Genomic DNA, 19,299 nt, shown 5'->3' with positions numbered 1-19,299 from the left:
ACGGTCAGGACTGGCGGCGCTGGTCGGTTGCCTTCTGTAATTCCCGGGCATGTTCAAGCATGCCGGTGATATCTTCCTGGAGGTAGGTGTGGTCGAAATGGGCCAGCTCTTCAAGACCAGCCAAATCCAGAAGTTCGACATGTCCATTGCAAGGGTTGATCAGTCCCTGGGCCTTCAGTTCGCGGAACGTTCGGTTAACGTGGACCGAGCTAAGCCCAAGGGCGTCGCCTAGCATGGGCTGGGTCAACGGTAGCTTGGTATGGTTGCCAATGTCGGCGTTGGTCTTTTTCAGCCGCTGTGAGATTTCCACCAGGAAATGAGCCAGTTTTTCAATCGCGGAGCGGCGACCCAGGTTGACCACCCGTTCAAGCAGAATGGCCTGATCGCGGGCCGCGATGGTAAAGAATATATTGCATAGCAGTAGAGACTCGGCGAAGACTTCCGTTAGCCTGGACTTGGGAAACGCGCAAAGTTCGGCATCGCTAAGCACCGTGAGTCCGGATACCCGGGTTTTGAAGGCGAATTCGCGTAACCCGACGATATCGCCCGGTACGAAAAGATCGAGCACCTGGCGCGAGCCGTCTTCCAACAAGCGATGTGAAAAGGCCCAGCCTTTCTTTACGGTGTAGAAATACTCCGAGCTTGAGCCCTGCTCCCATACCGTTGTGTTCTTCGCATACGTTTTGGCATTCTTTTCCAGAGAATCCAATAAGACTTTGTCGTTATCGGTCAAGGGCGAATAGTATTCGAAATGCTTGATGATGCAACTGCCGTCCACAGTGTCCTCCCTCTTACAAAGTCCTCGGCAGCAGTATGATAAATGCACTCCTAGAGCTCAGTAAGCTTCGTTTAAATCGTCTGCGTAATGATTTCGTCGTCGGAAAGACGAACCTCCAAGTGGTGGTAAGGAGGTGTCGGCGAAAATTCCTCAGCTTAAGGTTATCAGGTTACGGAGATGGTGCGTCCACGTACAGCCCCAAAGAAACGATACGCTGAATACTAGACTTATCCGAACTGCCTCAGCAATCCGGCGAAACATTTGCCTCAGCCGATGTGCGCAGATAGGCCGATAGAGTTTCTGCATCGTGCTCAAGGTAATAAGCATCGAACTGGGCGACCTTCCGTAGGCCCTCCAGATCCAGAATCGTCAGTCCACTCCCTGCCGGCATTACCAAGCCGTTCTCTTTCAGTTCGCGGCAGGTCCGGTTCACGTGTACGACGCTTAAACCTAAGGCATCGGCCAGTAGCGCCTGGGGAACGGGCAGCTCCAAAGCATTGCCGGGAATACGCTGAACCCGCCGCAGTCGTTCCGATAACTCGACCAGGAAGTGGGCGAGTTTCTCCCTTGCAGATCGCCGGCCCAGATTGACCATGCGTTCCAATAGGATCGCTTGGTGGCGGGCAACAATCGTAAAGAGGACATTGCACAGTGATGGAGAGTGGGCAAAGAGAGTACTTAATTGCGGCATGGAAAAGGGATAGAGTTCCGCGTTACTGAGGGTCATCAGTCCCGATCCACGCTTACGGAACGCAAATTCCCGTAAGCCGATAATATCGCCTGGAACGTAAAGATCGAGAACCTGGCGGGTTCCATCTTCCATATTCCTATAAGCGTAGACCCAGCCTTTGCTGAGAATGTAGAAGCGTTCCGAGCTGGTGCCTTGATGCCATACCGAAGTGTTTTTAAGGTAAGTAACCGGAGGCTTTACCAGCGAGCTGACAAGTTCCTTATCTTTACAGCTAAGAGGGATGTAGTTTTCGAACTGCTTAACGATAAAGCGGGTGTCCAAAGTGTCTGTCATGAACGCTATTCTGTGCGGAGGTGTTAATGACCAAACTTTTCTGGGCTGTGTCGTAAGTGCTTTGTTAGCCTCAGTTATTCTGTACAGCTTTGTATAGCGCCCTATTCAGCCTCTGATGCGCTCGGAACTCCATAACCTATGTTTAGCGCCTCGTGGTTTTAATGAAATAACCTTAACCTAGCGGGGTTTTTGCTCTTAATTTGTTCAATGGTGCGTCTAGCTACCCGAAATCAGTGCCTTTTTTCTTTCTTGTGGCGTTTTTGTAGATACATCGTCAGGAGCGATGGAGGTTTGCACCGTAAGCATCCCCTGACAGGCTCAAATCATCCTCGTAGTTAAGTTACAGCTGCTTCATTCATTCGCTCCATTTTCTTGTTTTGTGCTTCTTAATTATCTGTTTTTAAAGGAAATAACTTGTTCCTTTGACCTATGTTGTAGCAACTTATGTTGTGTCTCGCCTTTTGGCTCACTGATAGTTTTGTAGCGTTGGTTACAAACACTTACAAAGGAGTCTTTAGGTATGTTGCAGACTGCAGATCATTACCCCACCAGGTTAGACGACAAGCTTGGTACGTTTGATCGCAGGGAACCGGTCGTACACAGCACTGGCAAAGCACGTGAGCATGGTCCCTTGGGCGTCTCCCAGCTTGATCAGTTCGAGCGTGACGGCTTCATTTGGCTTGAAAGCTTCTTCCCTCAAGAGGTTGTCGAACCCTTTTTCGAAGAGCTCGATGCGATGGCCCGAGATCCGCAGATGCGGGACCGTGAGGAAGTCATCATGGACGCGGAGCGGGAAAAGATTCGCTCGGTGTTCGCCATGCATGAGCTTTCCGAAGCCTTTGATCGCATGACGCGTGATCCGCGACTACTGGGCATGGCCCAGCAACTTTTAGGCGGCGACGTCTACATCCACCAATCGCGTATCAACAGTAAGGCCGGGTTCTGCGGTGGCGGTTTCGATTGGCATTCGGATTTCGAGACCTGGCACAGCGAGGATGGTATGCCCAAGATGCGTGCGGTCAGCGCATCGATCATGCTGACCGATAACAACGCCTTTAACGGTCCGTTGATGCTGATACCCGGGTCACACCGTCGGTTCGTACCCTGCGTCGGCAAAACCCCTGACAATAATTGGCTGAAGTCGCTCAAGAGCCAGGAAATCGGCGTGCCCGACCGGGACGATATAGCGTCTTTGGCGAACTCACGCGGCATCGAAGCGCCGACCGGACCTGCCGGGTCGCTTCTGTTGTTCGACTGCAATACGTTGCACGCCTCCAATGCCAATTTGTCGCCGTGGCCGCGTGCCAACCTGTTCTTCGTCTATAACAGCGTTGAAAATCGCCTGGCCGAACCGTTCGCCGGTACCCAGCCCCGTCCGGAATACCTGGGCGCACGCAAGCGCAATGTTGCGCTGTCAGCGAACACGTAATGGAAGCCTGTCCCGCTTCCATCGCAGGCGTTCGCTAAACCAGATTGGCGATCATAGTCAATCATTGGCGGGCACATCGCGTGCGACAAGTAATACCTTCGTTGCGCTCAATGAACGCATAAAGAGCCCTTAGAAGACAGGGAGAGCACGTAAATGAGGGTTACAATTCCGTATCCTTTCGGGTAACCCCTTTTCGTGTCCAACGCCTTTTCGTAGGCTAAGGTTATAAGGAGGGATGGTCGCGTTCTGGAATCGAGTCCTCACCGGCCATTCCGTGAAAGTCGCCGTTGCCATACGCAACAGGAGGAATCATGGACAAGACTTGGATCGTCGTAGCGGATAGTGCTCACGCCCGTATTTTGGCAACCACCCAGCGCATTAATACGCCAGCCGAGATTGCATCTTTCGAGCACCCAGAAAGCCGTCTTCATAATGGAGACCTCGTGGCTGACAAGCCCGGACAAACCAACGACCGGATGGGTGTGGCCCAGAACCAGATGGAAGAACCGGATTACCAGGGGCAAGAGCACGAGTCATTTGCCAGCAACATTGTGGAAAAGTTGGAGGAAGGCCGGCAGCAAGGGCGTTTTGACAGCTTGGTGCTGGTTGCTGCGCCCAACTTTCTCGGGATACTTCGCAATTCGTTGAGCAAGCCCCTTAGCAAAATGGTGACGCAAAGTCTGGACAAGAACTTGGTGACTCACGACGAAGAGAGCATTCGCAAGCAGCTCTTCCATTAAGGTGAAGGAAGCCGTGAGCCGATCACTGTAGCTTCGGCGACGGACCCGGGCGCGAGGTTGCTATCGATAGCACCAACGCGTCCCGGGCCCTAAAATCGCTTACAGGATTGCGCCACAAGGCTTCTGCATCATGTTTTTCTACTATTCCTCGCCTTGATCGAACTCTTCACGGCTGATCGTGCCATTATCATTGGCGTCGTACCGATCTAGCAGGCGTAGCTTTTCTTCCTTCTTTTCACCGGCAGCAGGCTCGCCGTAGGCGTCTAGTTCTTCACCGCTCAACGTGCCGTCCTGGTTGCGGTCGAGTTGATTGAACAGGTTGGTGTCCAGGCCACCCTGGCTCATACCCAAACCCGGGTAGTGAGTATTCGACTCGCGCGCGGGCTGGGGAGTGACGCTACCCCCCTGATAGTCGCCCGCCTGAATGGCCGGAGCGATGAGGGCAAGGCTCAGCAGGGTGGGCAGGGTCTTCAAGCTTGTCTTCATAGGTTATCTCTCCTTAGGTTCTTTGCTTCCAATATGAGCTCCCTGGCCTGAACGGAAAGGGTTTGGGTTCCTCCGATCAGTTTTCATAACCATTATTAGAATATGTTGGGTTTATCGGAAAGACTCAACCCCAAGGTGCGTTTGTCGAAACGTTAAACTTACTTAAATTGCCAAGAAAAAATGGTGTGTTTGACTGTTTAAGAGGTCTTGATGGGCATTGGCTATCGGCGCTGGTGCGCTGAATGAAGTACAGCCATTAAAAGTACAACCGTTAATGAACCACTAACTCAATGGTGTCTTTTACTGCAGTCGGTGTGAAGGATCCACATTTACGCCAAGGAGGCGGACCATGGCAGGTTCATCCGATAAGGGGCGTTACGGCAGTACGCGCAAGAACAACCTGATGGGCATTCCGGTACAGCGCCGGGTGTTCATACCCGCAGCACTCATCATCATGGGGCTGGCTCTGGCCGGTATCGTCGTTCCCAGTCAACTCGAATCAGGCGCTAAGGTTGTCCAAGACGCCATTGCCAATGGCATGGGCTGGTTTTACCTGCTTGCGATGAATGTGTTCCTGATCTTTGCGCTTTACCTGATTTTCGGCCGTTACGGCGATATTCGGCTGGGCGGGGTGGACCGGCGACCGGATTTCTCCAGTTGGGGGTGGTACTCGATGCTGTTTGCGGCGGGGACAGGGGTAGGGCTCCTCTTCTACGGCGTCGCCGGTCCGGTTTCGTTCTTTGCCAACCCGCCGTTCGGCGAGCCGCAAACAGAGCAGGCCGCGCGGGATGCCCTGGTCCATAGTTTCTTCCACTGGGGGTTTCATGGCTGGTCGATGTACGCCCTGGTAGGGCTCGCGATGGGCTTCTTTTGTTATAACCGTGACCTGCCGCTAACCGTGCGTTCTGCGTTTTATCCGCTTCTCGGCGAGCGAGTGAACGGCCGCCTGGGTGCGGCAATCGACGTGGTTGCGGTTGTGGGCACGCTGTTTGGCGTTGCGGTTTCCCTCGGCCTCGGCGTCGAGCAGATGAACACCGGGCTGGCCGAAACCTTCTCTCTACCGCAAAACAAGTACATGCAGGTAGGACTGATTGGCGGCGTGACGGCTATCGCCACCATTTCTGTCGTGACCGGGCTGGATCAGGGCATTCAGAAGCTGTCCAAGCTCGCCATGGTGACCGGAGGCATATTGGGACTTTACGTGTTGATCGCGGGCCCTACCCAGTTTCTGTTCCATGCCATGATTGAAAGCGTCGGCTCCTACATTCAGCAGATTCCCAGCCGGGGCACCTACGCCGAAGCGTTCAAATCACCCGATGCGACTCAATGGCAAAATGAGTGGACACTATTCTATTTCGCTTGGTGGATTTCCTGGTCGCCCTTCGTCGGGATGTTCATCGCGCGTATTTCCCGTGGGCGCACGATTCGGGAATACATGCTGGGTGTACTTTTCGTTCCGACGATTGTGTCCATGGTCTGGTTGACGATCATGGGGGGTACGGCGCTGTATGGCGAGCTGTATCAAGGCAGCAACCTTGCACCGACAATCACGTCCAACGCCGCCAAAGGGACCTTTCAGTTCCTGCAGAATTTCCCGGTGCCGGAGTGGGTCTCGTTGGGCAGTATGATGGTGCTCATTGCCACCGTTGCTATCTTCTTCATCACCTCGTCTGACTCCGGCTCGCTGGTGATCGACATCATTACCTCGGGCGGGGACCTGAATCCGCCAACATCTACCCGGGTATTCTGGGCGATTCTCGAAGGCGTGGTGGCGTCGGTGCTGCTGGTGGCTGGCGGCTTGAAAGCGCTGCAATCGGTTGCCACCATTGCTGGCTTTCCGTTCGTCATCCTGCTGCTGTTAATGTGTTTGGGGCTTTTGGTGGGCCTGAAGCAGTACCGGCGCCATCGCTATGAGCTCGATGGGGAGCGATTGGGGATTGGTGAGCGAAAGTAGGTATTTTCCAGCGAATTAACCAAACAGTGCACCAGAGGCCTGGAAAGCCCAGGCCTCTGGCCGATTGGCTGGCAAGGACGCAGTTTGAATCCTGACTTAAATACGTCAGCCAAACACAACGCCGATCAGCGCGTATCCGATCACTGTCACAACCGCAACGCCGATGAGATTCAGCACGAAACCGGCGCTGATCATGTCGGCGATCCGCATGTGCCCACTGCCAAAGACGATGGCGTTTGGCGGTGTGGCGACCGGCATCATGAAGGCGCAACTAGCGGCAATCGCTGCCGGCACCGCAAGCAGATAGGGCTCGGCGCCCTGAGATGTGGCCAGTGCGCCCATCAAAGGCAGGAAGGCGGCGGCGGTCGCGGTGTTGCTGGTGACTTCGGTGAGGAAGATGATAACCGCTGCGACCAGGGCAATTGTCAGTATCGCAGGCAACACGCCAATCACCGATAGACTCTCCGCAATCCATTTCGCCAGCCCCGAACTACTGATGACGCTGGCCAGTGCCAAACCACCGCCAAATAGCAATAGAACGCCCCAGGGGATGTCCTGTGCGGTTTCCCAGTTCATTAGGAAGGTGCGGGTCTTGAGCTCCACAGGGATCAGGAACAGGGCGACGGCGGCGCCGATTGCGATCACCGTATCGTCGAGCCAGGGCAGCAGACCGTCGGATAGCAGTGGCTGGAAGATCCAGGCTGCGGCGGTCAGCACGAACACGGTGAGCACCAGCTTTTCGCCTCGGCCCATGCTTCCCAGCTCTTTAAGCTGATCGCGAATTAGCTGTCCGCTCTCGCCGCCATCCTTGAAACCGAGATCGCCACGGGTCAGCCACCACCACACGGCTACGAGCATCGTGAGGGATACCGGAACGCCGATCAGCATCCATTGCGCGAATCCCACGTCGATGTCGTGATTGTCTGCCAAATAGGCGGCGAGAAGGGCGTTCGGCGGTGTCCCGATCAGCGTGGCAATCCCGCCGACACTGGCGGCGTAAGCGATGGCGAGTAGCAAGCGGGTTGCGAATTGACGCGAGGCCTCCGGGTCCTCGCTTTCGCGCATGTTAACGACCGACAGCCCGATGGGCAGCATCATAATACTGGTGGCGGTATTCGAGACCCACATGCTGAGGAAGGCCGTGGCGAGAATAAACCCGCCGATTTGACGTCGGGGCTGGCTGCCGACGGCACGCAATATGTTAAGGGCGATGCGGCGGTGCAGGTTCCAGCGCTGCATCGCCAGACCGATAGCAAAGCCCCCCAGAAACAGGAAAATAATCGGATTGGCGTAGGGCGTCGTGGCGTCTTTGATGGAGCCCAATCCCAGAGCAGGGATCAGGCTGATGGGAATCAGCGCGGTTGCGGGAATCGGGATGGTTTCCGTGGACCACCAAGTGGCCATCAGCAGCATCAGGCCCAGGGCGCGCCAGGCTTCTTCCGACATTTCTGCCGGCGCCGGCAGGATAAGCGTGGCCAGCAGAAACAGCGGGCCAAGGATAAAGCCGATAATCTGTGCCCGGGTCAGCCCTTTCTTCTCTTGTCCATGCGCATCGTTTTCGTCCATGCCTCGTCCTTCCCTCTGTAGACGTCGACCTTTTGTCCTTTATTAGGGAACCTCTGATTAAGTCTATTGGCGATTCTGGCTCGCCCTGAAAGCCGGAATCAAGGCGCGGCTTTGCAGGAAGGCTGGTTGCCTTTCAAGAAGCCGCAACGCGGCTTCCGGCTTTCAGGACAAGCCCCTTCGGGCAAACCTTGAGGGCCTTCCTAGTCTTCGTTGCAAATCTTGGCAAGGGAACCACCCTTCCCGGCGATTCGCGCCTTGCCAGAAAGGCCCTCAAGGATTGCAGAATCGCCAATAGACTTAATCAGAGGTTCCTTAAACGTATTCCAGCGTCTATTAAAAGTTGCAGAGGCTTCGGTTGAGCGCAAGTGACTCTATTGTTGTCAGGTTTTCATGTTGTCTGGCTGCATGGCGCATCCGCGACGGGCGATGGCTGAAGGTCCGGCAGGCGTCCCCGTCCCACACGCCATGACGCGATAGCTTTCACAGCCGAGCTATTAGCCGGCGCCGGGCTGCTCGGTGGCTTCGGTCAGTGTCGTCGTACCGACCTCGTGTCTCCAGGCCATGGCAAAGATCGCCAGGCCAGCGGCAGCGGCGGCGGCGCCAACGTAGCCGGTGGACTGCCAGCCCAGACCTGCGGTTATCGCCATGCCGCCCAACCAGGGGCCCAAGGCGTTGGCCACATTGAAAGCGGCGTGGTGCGATGCAGCGGCCAAGGTCTGTGCGTCGTTTGCAACATCCATCAGCCGTGTTTGCAAGGCAGGCCCCAAGGCGGACATCTGGGCGACCAGGAAGCAGATCGCCAGCAGGGTCCAGATCGACTCACTGGCGAGGGGAAACAGCGAAAGCGTCACGATGGCCCAGACCAGCAGCAGCCCGACGCTACGAAATTGCAGGCGATCGAATAGCCAGCCGCCCAGAAGATTGCCAATGAAGCCGCCGAGACCGAAGACGGCGAGCGCAATAGGAATCCAGAAGGGGTCCATGCCGGTGACGTTGAGCAGCGTAGGCGCCAGATAACTGAACACACAGAACATGCCGGCAAAGCCGATGGAACCAATGGCTAGGGCATACCAGAGCTGGGCGCCGCGGAACGCCCGGACTTCGTGCAGGGGGCTGTTACGTACTTCCTGGCGATTGAGTGGCAAAAAGAAGAACACCAGGACGACGGTCAGTACGGCGATCAGGCCGACAAAGATGTAAGCGTACCGCCAGTTGAGGGATTGACCCAGTATGGTTGCCAGGGGGTTGCCGATCAGCAAGGCCAGTGTCAGGCCCATCATGACTCGGCTCACCGCCTTGGCCCTTTGGCTGGGTGGCACCAGCGTCGCGGCGACCAAGGCCGCTACGCCGAAATAGGCACCGTGGGGTAGCCCGGCAATAAAACGAAGTGCCATCAACGATTCATAGGTGGGTGCCATGGCACTCGCGATATTGCCCAGGGCATAAAATGCCATCAACAAAAGAAGCAAGTGACGCCGGTAGAGCCGTGCCCCCAGGATCGCTAACAACGGAGCGCCGACGACCACACCCAAGGCATAGGCGCTGATCAGGTGGCCAATCTGGGGCTCGCTGACCCCGAGATCCTGCGCCATGTTGGGCATCAGACCCATAATGGCAAACTCGCCGGTGCCGATGCCGAATCCACCCATGGCCAGGGCAAACTCGATCAGCAATAGCTTGAATCGAGAAAAATCGTGAGTAGACACTGAAGCCGACATGGCATCCTTACTGAGTCGCAGAAAATAAAATAGAGGCGCCGCAGAGACGTCCCGAACGGACGAAACCGGGTTTCTTAGAAGACTAACAAAACGGCATTATCCGCTGATGACAGGCGTAAAAAAATAAGCGATTCCGCGAATGCTTATTTCCAAGATCGCGAATAGGCGCCGCCAACAGCAACTATTGCAATACTTTCGCTGCCGATAGCCCTTAGACCACGAACAACCCGTCGACCCGCATTAATCGTCAGCTGATAAAAAAGCCTTAACTCGCCGGGGCTGGCGGCGTCGTGTCTGAATTCTCCGAAATTTCCTTTTCCTCGTCGGTGTTCGAGTCGATCCAGCTGCGAACGTGGATATCCCTTTGCGGGAATGGAATCTGGAACCCGGCGTCCCGTAGTTCCCGGGTGATCGAGGCGTGTAGCTCGTGCGCCAGCGGCATGTAATCGAGTAGATCGCCGATGAATACCCGTACCTCGAAATTGATGCTGCTATCGCTCAGGGCCACGCAGAATACGGCCGGCGCGGGATCGTCCACGACCCGGGGGTTGTTTTCCGCGACCCGGCTGAGAAGTTCCTGCACTTTGTCTATGTCCGATCCATAAGCGACGCCAACACGGACGATCACCCGCACGATTTGATCGGTCAGCGTCCAGTTGGTCAGGTCTTGGGTGACGAACGTCTTGTTGGGGATAATCTGTTCCTTGCGGTCCCAGTCCACCAAGGTGGTGGCGCGAATACGGATGCGGGATACCGTGCCGGTGACACCACCGATGGTCACTGTGTCGCCGACGCGGATCGGCCGCTCGAATAACAGGATGATGCCGGAGATAAAGTTGGCCACGATTTCCTGCAAACCAAAGCCCAGGCCGACACCGAGGGCCGCCACCAGCCATTGCAGTTTGGACCACTGCAAACCGATCACCGCCAGGGCTAGAGAGACCCCAAAGATCACAATAAGATAAGTGACGATAGTCGTGATGGCGTAGCCGGTGCCCGGTTCCAGCTTCATCCGGCTGAGCACCATGACCTCCAGGGTGCCTGGCAGGTTCCGGGCAGCCAGCACCGTGCCGGCAATGGCCAGTAGCGCAAACAGCAGATCGCCCATGGTGATCGGAATGGGCTCGCTGCCCTCGAGACCCGTCGAAATCGTCCAGAGTGTTAGGTTGTCGAAGAGTTGCAGGGCCGGGATAACACCTTCCCAGAGCATCCAAAGACCTGTCAGAGCCAGGGCAAAAGCAAGAATACGCAACAGGGCGGTGCTTTGCTGACTGATATCCTTTAAGTCCATTTCCGGCATTTCGTAGGCCTGGGGCAGGCCTTCGCCGGTATTTTCAGCCGCTTCTTTGGCTTCGGCCAGCTTGCGTTCGGCGGCCCGCTGCTCTCGCAGTCGCTCCAGCGTCAAGCGGCGCTCACGCACTGAGAGCCCCCTTAGGCCGAGGTAGTAGAGCAGCATCGTAAAGGCGATCCAGCAGATACTGATAAACATGTTGCCTTCCAGCTGGACCGCTGTGTAGTGATAACCCCAGAGTGAACAGGCGGCGAGCAGCAAGGGGGTCGCCACCGCAATCCAATGCAGGACTCGAAGCACTTTCTGATCGACCCGGCGGCGCCGGGTCGCACTCATGACCCGTTGGGCGAAGAAGGCCAGCGCGATGGACGCAATGGCGAAAAGGACCCGCCCGAGACTGTCGCTATAAGCTGTCCCTTGGGGCGTTTCCATGGTGGGCAAGAGGGCACTGACCGGGACTAGCACCGCCAGCAGGATGGGGATCTGGCGGCGGACGACGCGCAGCGTTGGAGCATTCCACTTAAAGTGACGCTCGCCCAGTCCATCCCTGCGAGCGACCTTGTTGACGAAGCTCAGCAGCAGCAGAACAAAGGCCGCGGCGGTAAAGCCGTCGGAGAGTGCGCTGAAGAACGTGTTGCCCTCCATGAGCAACAAAGAAACGATCGATAGCGCCAGAACGCCGGGCACGACGAGAAGCAGACTGTTTCCAAGGGCCATCAGGCTATAGGAAAAGCGATCCTTGCTCACATTACCGACGTTATCGGCATTGGCGATGATATTAGCCTTGATCGCCTTGCGTTTTACCACGACGGCGACGAGCACCAACAGCATCAATAGTATACGTGCGCCGCGCTCATCGATGGATGCTCTGACTGTGTCGATGAGGGCTTTGGGTTTGAACGACGATACCAGCCATACGCTGGCGTGGTAGAGGTTGTTGAAGGTATCCAAGGCAAACGGCTTGGCACTGGGCAGCCAGAACAGGCGTTGTTGCAGCAGGTCCTGGTAGGTCTGGATGAGTTGTTTCAGCTCGAAGACTGTCGTGAAGTACTCATTGAGTACTTCGATATGGCCAGTGATGGACTCGTGTAGCTGGCGCAGTAGATCCGACCGCTTTTCTCTGAGCTGGCGATTGACCTCGGGGTCATTGTCGAGAATCGCTTCGAATTCCTCCAATCGAAGCTGTTCTTCCCGTGCTGCAGAAAGCTTTCGTTGAATCCCTTCGATGAGACTGTCGTCCACGCTTTGCTGCTTGAGTCGATCCAATCGCTGACGTAGTAAGCTGGCATACTCGTCCGTCAGGTTCAGGCCGGCCCTCTCCAGCCTCAACTGAAAGCTTTGATATTCGTTGTTAAGTCGCGTGCGCAACGATTCCGCATAAGCGAGCCGCTCCTGGCTCTCTTCCAGCGCTGATTGACGTTGATCCAACGACCGCCGTATAGACTGAATCTGCTGGCGGATGCTCGCTGAAGACGCCGACGGCAAGTCAAGGGCTACCGGTTCCGAGACGTCTCTTTCGATATCCGGGTTCACCGGCAATTCGGGTTTTGGCGCAGGCTCCTCTTCCGGTTTGCCTTCGCCATCCTGGGCCTGTTCGCTGTTCTGTTGCTGTTGCTGTTGCTGTTGCTGTTGCTGTTGCTGTTGCTGTTGCTGTTGCTGTTGCTGTGGAAGAAGCTGTTCTGCAGCACGCACCGACTGCGCGCCGAGCATGGCCAGAGCCAACGCAAGTAGCGAGAAGACGGAGGATATGATGAAAACAGTGGGAACAGTGGTAAGGACAACAGGTCTCTGCTTTCTCAACAACATCATGCGTGCATTTCCTTTTGCTTTTTTGGCTGCAACGAGCCTACCCGTACAATCCACAAGTTTAACCAGAAAGCATGCCTGATGAGAGATGACAAAGCATTCATAACAGTTCGCGAAATAGCCTGTGATGTTTAAAGTCGCGGCATGGCGCAGTAGGCTGAAGGTTCGGCGGATGGAGCCGTACCGCCTCCAAAGGATTCGATTGAGAGATTGATAAGGGAGGCATCATGAGCAAAGGTCAGGTTCATATCGGTACATCGGGCTGGAACTTCGATAGCTGGGCCGGGGACTTCTACCCTGACGGCTTGAAGAAGAGCGAGTTGCTGCCCCAGTACGCTCGCCATTTCTCCACGGTGGAAGTCAATAACAGCTTCTACAACCTGCCCAAGCCGGAAACGGCAAAAGGCTGGAGGGACGAAGCCCCTGATCACTTCCTGTTTTCCTGCAAAGCCAGCCGCTACCTCACCCACATGAAAAAATTGAAGGACCCGGACGAAGGTATCGACAAGCTCCTCCACGCTCTGGAGCCATTGGAAAGAAAGCTCGGCCCGATCCTGTTTCAATTGCCGCCTAACTGGCGGGTGAATACCGAGCGTCTGGCGTCTTTTCTCCAAAAGCTCCCGAAGGGGCACCGCTATACATTTGAATTCCGCGATAAAAGCTGGCACTGCGATGAAGTCTACGCGTTGTTGAAACAGTACAACGCTGCTCTGTGTTTCTACGATTACCAGCAATACCAATCACCGGAGGAGACCACGGCCGATTTTATCTACATCCGCCTGCACGGGCCGGAAGAAACAGCCTACACCGGCGCGTACGATGGCCGGACGCTGGCGGGGTACGCGCGCAAGATCAGCCGTTGGCGCGATGAGGGCCGCGATGTGTTTTGCTATTTCGATAACGACGAAAAGGCGTGCGCTCCCCACGATGCGGAGAAGTTGATGGCGTCCCTCAAGCAGCACTGAAGCGATTTCTTATTAGGTTCTTAGAGTCCCTTTTGCCACACCGATGCGATTTCAGTTTCAGACAATGGCCGCGACTGACCGGGCGCCAAAGCCCGGTCGAGCCGAATGTCGCCCATGCGCTCCCGGTGCAGTGCCGTCACTTGGTTGCCGACGGCGGCAAACATCCGTTTGACTTGATGATAGCGTCCTTCGTAAATCGTTAGCCGGGCTTCGCACGTATCGATGTGCTCCAGCTCTGCCGGGGAGGTGGTCAGGTTCTCGTAGGCCAGGTAGATGCCCTCTACAAATCGCCTGGCCGTGTCCGCACCGATCGGTTTTAGGGTCTGCACGCGGTAGGTCTTCGGCATCTTCTCGCGAGGTTCGGTGAGGCGTCGTGACCATAAGCCATCGTTAGTGAGGATGATCAAACCCGACGAGCTGCGGTCGAGTCTCCCGCCAATGTGGAGATGCGGTCGTAGATCCGGCGTTACGAGGTCGAGAACGGTGCGGTGCTGACGGTCCTCAGTGGCGCTCAGGTAGCCGACCGGTTTGTGCAGCATCAGATAATGCGGCGTTCGTTGCTGAAGAATGACGCCCTCGACCGCTACCGTGGTGAACCGTCCCACCTCGTAGACCGGGTTGCATTCGGTCTTACCGTCCACGCACACATGGCCATTGGCAACCAGTAGGCGCGAGTGCTTGTAGCTGTGCCGGGTCCGTTTGCAGATGAAGCGATCGAGTCTCATCGCCGGAGATTATCGTTGCCGCGGCCGGAAGGCCATACTCAAGTGGCATCTTCTTCCGGCACGAGCTTAGCCGGCATTGCTAAATGGGATTCTGCAAACCTACTGCAAGATCCCTTTTAGCGTCCGCTACAGTAGCCTGTGCTATGGAACGCGATAGCGGCTCAATACTCCCGTTCGGGCGCCACTGCCACGGCCTCGACTTCAAACAGCATCCCGTCCAGCGCCAATCGGGGTACGGGAATCAGCGTGCAAGTCGGTTTCATCTCCGATCCCCAGGCCGAATTTAGCTCTTCCGTGAGAATGCGCAGCCGCTCTTCGGAATGATCCACGATCAGCACGGTCAGTTTGGCGATGTCCTTCAATTCCGCACCAGCGGCGTTAGCGGCTATTTTTAGGTTGGCGATAGCCCAGCGCACTTGCAGGTGGAAATCGTCCGGCAGTTCGCCCTGCGCGTTCTCACCGCCCTGGCCGGCGATGTAGATGAGTCGGCTGTCGGGTGCGACCACCGCCACGTGGGAATAGCCATTCTCGGAAGGATCGTAAAGACCTTCCGGGTTGGCCAATGTCAGACGCTTACGGCCGTCCTGGGTCATGGTTGCTTCCTTATCTGGAGTTTGAGTCGCACTCATCGGGTAGCATCTCCTCTGTCTCGACCATCATCGCTTACGTTTTGATGGCCACCTGCAAGATTTATCTCGGATTTTGGAACGATAGGACCTAGTGCACTGTTTGGTTAATTCGCTGACTTAATGAGACCCTGAGAATCTGGATAGCAAGGCGCGGTGGCGAGGGTGCGGTGGTTCCACACCGAGTCGCCGCAACGCCGCTAGCCAGATTCTCAGGGTTTCCCTTCGGGCGAGCTTCTGAAGGCTTTGGATCTGCGTTGCTGCTCTTTGACATGGAATCACCATACCTGCAGACCAGCGCCTTGCCCAAAGCCTTCAGAAGCTCGCAGTAAGTCAGCGAATTAACCAAACAGTGCACTACATGATCCATCTTGTTGGGGTTACGCATTACATAAATATCGGTAATGCGTTCACCGTCTTCATTAATGAGTCCCCGCCAACCAGGCTTTCACCGATTAAGATGATCCCGCCAGGTTGTATGTAGCATATCCTGAGAAAAAATATGCCTTAACATGGTTTGCTTTTCAGAGCGCGGCTGACGCGTTAGCGTAGGAATGAGTTCTGCTCATCGGCGTTAAAGTAGATAAGCACTTTAGCGTCTGAATTTCCGGAGGTCGTTAGCAGTCCCGGTCAGTACGGTGCTCGTTAATTCACTCAATACCCGTGACTCTGGAGAAGGACATGAAACTCGAAGGATCTTGTCACTGTGGCGCGGTTCGTTTCTTTGTCGAATCGATCCATCCTTATCCCTTTATGCAGTGCTATTGCACCATTTGCCGCAAGACCGCCGGCGGCGGGGGCTATGCCATTAATCTGAGCGCCGACTACGGCACTCTGCATATCTACGGGCAGGAGAACATCAACATCTACCACGCGCGTATCTCCGACGCCGAGAATGGCACTATGGAAGAGAGTCCGGCGGCGCGCCACTTCTGCAAGAACTGCGGTAGCGCGCTGTGGTTGTGGGATCCCCGCTGGCCCGAACTGGTCCATCCCATGGCGTCGGCCATCGATACGCCTTTACCGCAGCCACCGGAGCGGACGCACCTGATGATCGGTTCGAAACCCGATTGGGTGAAGGTCGACGCCGGCGAGAACGACAAGGTGTTCGAGGGATATCCTGACGAATCCCTGGCCGACTGGCACCAACGGCTTGGCCTGGAGGATCCCCAGGGTCTTACAACGAACCACGATTAGGCGTTTGCGCAGTGCAGCTATCTACCGCGCAAGACGCCAGGGCGCCTCATCCCTCTCATTCTTGTCGATGCAGCCCTTGAGGTCGTGGCGTTCGCCGAAACAAGCCGTCACTGGGACGACCGGTTTTGGTGTCCGCAAAGGGCCGAGTAGCCGCAGATTCGGCACTGGATGAAGGCCTATCAATCATGACAGGAGCGTTAACAGCCGGCTCCGCCCCTTGCCCAGCGTGGCTAAATCAGCAAGTATCGTGTGACCAGTGGACTCACAAGGAGGCTTTAGCATGTCAAACAGCGCGGAGCTGCAGAAAACCATCGACGATATGATTGATTCCGAGCGTGGCATCCTGGCTGCCGATGAAAGCACAGGAACCATGACCAAGCGCCTTAAGGCGGTGGGTGTGGAATCCACCGAGGAAAATCGGCGCTGGTATCGCTCCATGTTGCTATCCACACCGGAGGTGGGCAATTACATCTGCGGCGTGATCTTCTACGAGGAAACCCTGAGCCAGAAGGACGATAAGGGTACGCCGCTGCCGGAGCTGGCCGCCTCCCAGGGTGTTATTCCCGGCATCAAAGTGGACAAGGGCAAAGCGCCGTTACCGGGCGCACCGGGGGACATGATCACCTATGGCTTGGACGGCCTTGAAGACCGCCTGCAAGGCTATAAGGCCCAGGGTGCACGTTTCGCCAAGTGGCGCGAGGTGTATCCCATCAGCGATCATAATCCGACCCCGCTTGGCCTCACGGCCAATGCCGAAATGCTGGCCCGCTACGCGGCGATTTGCCAGGCGGCAGGTATCGTGCCCATTGTTGAGCCGGAAGTGCTGATCGACGGCGATCACAGCATGTACCGCGCTGCCGAGGTTAACGAGCAGGTCTGGCATTCGGTCTTCCACGCTCTGCATCAACATGGCGTGGTGCTCGAGCATATGATCCTCAAACCGAGCATGATCACGCCGGGTAAAGAAACCGGTAAAGCCTCACCGGAAGAAGTGGCGGAGATGACGCTCAGGATCCTGCGTCGCACCGTGCCGGCAGCTGTGCCGAGCATCAACTTTCTCTCCGGGGGCCAGACGTCGGAAGAGGCTACCGCCAATCTCAATGCGCTCAATCATTTGCGCGACAAGGCGCCCTGGCACCTGAGCATGTCCTACGGTCGCGCGTTGCAGGAACATGCCATGAAGGCATGGGGTGGCGATACCAGCAACCTGGAGAAGGCGCAGCAGGCTTTCCTCAAACGGGCCAAACTCAACAGCATGGCGCGCCGGGGTGTTTACGAATCCCAGCAGGAGGAAGCGGTCTAGGCCGCTTTCTAGTTTTCGTCTGGGAAGGTCGTTTAGCGGTTGGCGTCGGTGCCGAGCGAGACAGGCGCTGGGCGGCCCATATCGGCATCCTCTACCGAACGCCACAGCGGATAGGGCAGGCCGGCGAGCCGATTCAGCGTAAAGGCCTGTACCAGCAGCATGGCAACACCGGCCATAAGTAGCGGTAGCTGTTGCAACTGCGGCATGAGGCCAAGCGACACGATCAGTGCCGTTGCGCCTGCCGGTGGGTGAGGAACCCTACACCACACCATGAAAAAACCGGTGGCGCCTAATGAAACCGCAGCGGCCCCGATGCGTTCGGGGCTGACCCCAGACGCCATGGCGGAGGGCGCGTCCGCAAGACCGAACAGATAAAGGCTGGCGTAGCCCATCAGGGCGCCGATCAGGTGGCCGCATAGTGTATTGCGAGGCGATGCGGGAGCGGCCATCGGCACGTGGAAGAGAATAAAGGCCGTAGCCCCCAGGGAGGGAAAAATGAAGGCCTCCTGCGTCATTAAGGCGACGAACGAGATCAGCGCGATGCTGATGGTACCGTTGACGAAGCTGAAACCTGCCATGACGGCGCGGTGACTGTACCGCTGTGAAAGCCGTTCCAGATGAAGTGCCTTAAGTACACCGGATACGAGCTGCCAGCGCAGTCGTTCGTTCCTGATCCCCATTGATCACGTCCACATTGTCGTTTCGGCCGCAAACGATACGCCCTGTTTTGGTGCGAAGGCAAACGCGTCACAGTGGGGAGTTGATCTTCGTCATCGTCTCTGGCTAGTTGTTAACCAGTTCGCAATAGCCGTATGACTCGCCTTGGTACAGTCTTTTGTGCAGTTCTTGAACAACAACAAACAACTATGCACAAGGAATGACGATGAAAAACCTGATAAGCAAGGGGCACTTTCTGCCCAGACTCCGTCCAAAAGCATTCTTCAAACTCCCGGTAACATTGCTGTGCGCCCTGGTTTTAACCGGTTGCGGCGGCGCCGGTAGCTTGTTGAGCAATCCGCGGGTAACCGACGCCGATAACGACCGGGTGGTGACGATCGGCGATTCGATTTTTGCGCTCTCCGGTAAACTCCAGGATTTCCTGGAAGACAAAGCCGGTCAGACTTTCCGGCAATACACGCTCTCTGGCGCCGAGCTTACCGGTGGGCTGCTTGCCACGTCCGTGGCGGACCAATATCGCACGGCGCGCGCGGATAATCCCGATATCGACACCATCGTGATGGATGGCGGCGGCAACGATATCCTCATTCCGGCCATCGCGCTCGATCCCTATAACTGCAAAACCCAGTGGTATCAGTTCGGGCGCCTGAGCGGTAAGTGCAAGAATTTCATCGACGATATCTATGTAGAAGGGGTCAATCTACTGAACGACATGCATGCCGATGGCGTCGATAACGTCATCTACCTGGGCTATTACTACACCAAGAACGGTATCTTCTTGCTCGATAGCATGGAAGAAGCGGTCGACTACGGTGACACGAGCCTTTCCCAGGCGTGCAGTTTCTCTGCGGTGCGCTGTCAGTTCGTAGACCCCCGTTCGACGATCAACGACGCCGACATCATTGTCGATGGGATTCATCCCAATACCAACGGTTCGCGTAAGCTGGCGGATCTGGTGTGGCCCAAGCTGCAACCGCTGCTTTAGGCAGGGTGTCTGGCCACGGCTGTATTGT

16 protein-coding genes are annotated in these 19,299 nt (G+C 56.1%); 7 read left to right on the top strand and 9 right to left on the bottom strand.

Annotation, left to right across the window (positions count from 1 at the left end; all coding sequences use genetic code 11):
- Positions 1-4 precede the first annotated feature (4 nt).
- Positions 5-778: a Crp/Fnr family transcriptional regulator gene (locus tag FXO11_RS14870; protein WP_148863712.1), complete on the bottom strand. Its 774-nt coding sequence runs from the start codon at positions 776-778 to the stop codon at positions 5-7.
- A gap of 241 nt (positions 779-1,019) precedes the next feature.
- Positions 1,020-1,802 (bottom strand): Crp/Fnr family transcriptional regulator, encoded by a 783-nt coding sequence (locus FXO11_RS14865; protein WP_148863711.1) that lies wholly within the window; start codon positions 1,800-1,802, stop codon positions 1,020-1,022.
- Between the two features lie 520 nt (positions 1,803-2,322).
- Here FXO11_RS14865 and thpD point away from each other — a divergent pair.
- Together thpD and FXO11_RS14855 are read left to right on the top strand one after the other, a co-directional pair.
- A complete protein-coding gene (gene thpD, locus FXO11_RS14860) occupies positions 2,323-3,231 on the top strand; it encodes an ectoine hydroxylase (protein WP_148863710.1) in 909 nt (302 codons plus the stop codon).
- A 311-nt stretch (positions 3,232-3,542) separates the two neighbouring features.
- Positions 3,543-3,971 (top strand): host attachment protein, encoded by a 429-nt coding sequence (locus FXO11_RS14855; RefSeq protein WP_148863709.1) that lies wholly within the window; start codon positions 3,543-3,545, stop codon positions 3,969-3,971.
- 141 nt (positions 3,972-4,112) lie between these two features.
- Here the strand turns inward: FXO11_RS14855 and FXO11_RS14850 are convergent, their stop codons facing one another.
- Positions 4,113-4,457 carry an EF-hand domain-containing protein gene (locus FXO11_RS14850; protein WP_148863708.1) on the bottom strand — a complete coding sequence of 115 codons (345 nt, stop codon included), beginning with the start codon at positions 4,455-4,457 and terminating at the stop codon, positions 4,113-4,115.
- 349 nt (positions 4,458-4,806) lie between these two features.
- On the opposite strand from FXO11_RS14850, the gene FXO11_RS14845 reads away from it, so the two are divergent.
- Positions 4,807-6,411, top strand: a complete 1,605-nt coding sequence (locus tag FXO11_RS14845) for a BCCT family transporter (protein WP_148863707.1) — start codon at positions 4,807-4,809, stop codon at positions 6,409-6,411.
- A gap of 105 nt (positions 6,412-6,516) precedes the next feature.
- Here FXO11_RS14845 and FXO11_RS14840 read toward each other — a convergent pair whose 3' ends face one another.
- The 3 genes from FXO11_RS14840 to FXO11_RS14830 all read right to left on the bottom strand — a co-directional run bounded on the left by FXO11_RS14840 (position 6,517) and on the right by FXO11_RS14830 (position 12,795).
- Positions 6,517-7,977: an SLC13 family permease gene (locus FXO11_RS14840; RefSeq protein WP_148863706.1), complete on the bottom strand. Its 1,461-nt coding sequence runs from the start codon at positions 7,975-7,977 to the stop codon at positions 6,517-6,519.
- A gap of 494 nt (positions 7,978-8,471) precedes the next feature.
- Entirely contained in the window at positions 8,472-9,695 is a 1,224-nt protein-coding gene (locus FXO11_RS14835) for an MFS transporter (RefSeq protein ID WP_148863705.1), read from the bottom strand.
- A 265-nt stretch (positions 9,696-9,960) separates the two neighbouring features.
- Positions 9,961-12,795, bottom strand: coding sequence for a mechanosensitive ion channel domain-containing protein (locus FXO11_RS14830; RefSeq protein WP_148863704.1), 2,835 nt, complete (start codon positions 12,793-12,795; stop codon positions 9,961-9,963).
- A gap of 224 nt (positions 12,796-13,019) precedes the next feature.
- Between FXO11_RS14830 and FXO11_RS14825 the strand changes: the two genes are divergently transcribed.
- Entirely contained in the window at positions 13,020-13,757 is a 738-nt protein-coding gene (locus FXO11_RS14825) for a DUF72 domain-containing protein (protein ID WP_148863703.1), read from the top strand.
- A gap of 20 nt (positions 13,758-13,777) precedes the next feature.
- On the opposite strand, the gene FXO11_RS14820 is transcribed toward FXO11_RS14825, so the two are convergent.
- Together FXO11_RS14820 and FXO11_RS14815 are read right to left on the bottom strand one after the other, a co-directional pair.
- Complete coding sequence (locus tag FXO11_RS14820; RefSeq protein WP_148863702.1) at positions 13,778-14,482, bottom strand: pseudouridine synthase; 705 nt, start codon at positions 14,480-14,482, stop codon at positions 13,778-13,780.
- Positions 14,483-14,643: 161 nt separating this feature from the next.
- Entirely contained in the window at positions 14,644-15,075 is a 432-nt protein-coding gene (locus FXO11_RS14815) for a RidA family protein (RefSeq protein ID WP_148864937.1), read from the bottom strand.
- A gap of 714 nt (positions 15,076-15,789) precedes the next feature.
- On the opposite strand from FXO11_RS14815, the gene FXO11_RS14810 reads away from it, so the two are divergent.
- Together FXO11_RS14810 and FXO11_RS14805 are read left to right on the top strand one after the other, a co-directional pair.
- Positions 15,790-16,305 carry a GFA family protein gene (locus FXO11_RS14810; RefSeq protein ID WP_148863701.1) on the top strand — a complete coding sequence of 172 codons (516 nt, stop codon included), beginning with the start codon at positions 15,790-15,792 and terminating at the stop codon, positions 16,303-16,305.
- Positions 16,306-16,585: 280 nt separating this feature from the next.
- A complete protein-coding gene (locus FXO11_RS14805; protein WP_148863700.1) occupies positions 16,586-17,608 on the top strand; it encodes a class I fructose-bisphosphate aldolase in 1,023 nt (340 codons plus the stop codon).
- Between the two features lie 32 nt (positions 17,609-17,640).
- Here the strand turns inward: FXO11_RS14805 and FXO11_RS14800 are convergent, their stop codons facing one another.
- On the bottom strand, positions 17,641-18,288 hold the full coding sequence (locus FXO11_RS14800) for an HPP family protein (protein ID WP_148863699.1): 648 nt from the start codon (positions 18,286-18,288) through the stop codon (positions 17,641-17,643).
- Between the two features lie 203 nt (positions 18,289-18,491).
- On the opposite strand from FXO11_RS14800, the gene FXO11_RS14795 reads away from it, so the two are divergent.
- Entirely contained in the window at positions 18,492-19,271 is a 780-nt protein-coding gene (locus tag FXO11_RS14795; RefSeq protein WP_148863698.1) for an SGNH/GDSL hydrolase family protein, read from the top strand.
- Positions 19,272-19,299: the final 28 nt, after the last annotated feature.

The sequence above is a fragment of the Marinobacter fonticola genome, from assembly GCF_008122265.1.
Lineage (GTDB): Bacteria > Pseudomonadota > Gammaproteobacteria > Pseudomonadales > Oleiphilaceae > Marinobacter_A > Marinobacter_A fonticola.
The sequence above is the reverse complement of the archived record's forward strand: the minus strand, read 5'-3'. Positions and strand labels throughout refer to the sequence as shown.

Coding starts and splice junctions, on each gene's coding strand:
- FXO11_RS14865 (WP_148863711.1), bottom strand. CDS start 1,802: ATGACAGACACTTTGGACACCCGCTTTATCGTTAAGCAGTTCGAAAAC.
- thpD (WP_148863710.1), top strand. CDS start 2,323: ATGTTGCAGACTGCAGATCATTACCCCACCAGGTTAGACGACAAGCTT.
- FXO11_RS14855 (WP_148863709.1), top strand. CDS start 3,543: ATGGACAAGACTTGGATCGTCGTAGCGGATAGTGCTCACGCCCGTATT.
- FXO11_RS14850 (WP_148863708.1), bottom strand. CDS start 4,457: ATGAAGACAAGCTTGAAGACCCTGCCCACCCTGCTGAGCCTTGCCCTC.
- FXO11_RS14845 (WP_148863707.1), top strand. CDS start 4,807: ATGGCAGGTTCATCCGATAAGGGGCGTTACGGCAGTACGCGCAAGAAC.
- FXO11_RS14840 (WP_148863706.1), bottom strand. CDS start 7,977: ATGGACGAAAACGATGCGCATGGACAAGAGAAGAAAGGGCTGACCCGG.
- FXO11_RS14835 (WP_148863705.1), bottom strand. CDS start 9,695: ATGTCGGCTTCAGTGTCTACTCACGATTTTTCTCGATTCAAGCTATTG.
- FXO11_RS14830 (WP_148863704.1), bottom strand. CDS start 12,795: ATGATGTTGTTGAGAAAGCAGAGACCTGTTGTCCTTACCACTGTTCCC.
- FXO11_RS14825 (WP_148863703.1), top strand. CDS start 13,020: ATGAGCAAAGGTCAGGTTCATATCGGTACATCGGGCTGGAACTTCGAT.
- FXO11_RS14820 (WP_148863702.1), bottom strand. CDS start 14,482: ATGAGACTCGATCGCTTCATCTGCAAACGGACCCGGCACAGCTACAAG.
- FXO11_RS14815 (WP_148864937.1), bottom strand. CDS start 15,075: ATGACCCAGGACGGCCGTAAGCGTCTGACATTGGCCAACCCGGAAGGT.
- FXO11_RS14810 (WP_148863701.1), top strand. CDS start 15,790: ATGAAACTCGAAGGATCTTGTCACTGTGGCGCGGTTCGTTTCTTTGTC.
- FXO11_RS14805 (WP_148863700.1), top strand. CDS start 16,586: ATGTCAAACAGCGCGGAGCTGCAGAAAACCATCGACGATATGATTGAT.
- FXO11_RS14800 (WP_148863699.1), bottom strand. CDS start 18,288: ATGGGGATCAGGAACGAACGACTGCGCTGGCAGCTCGTATCCGGTGTA.
- FXO11_RS14795 (WP_148863698.1), top strand. CDS start 18,492: ATGAAAAACCTGATAAGCAAGGGGCACTTTCTGCCCAGACTCCGTCCA.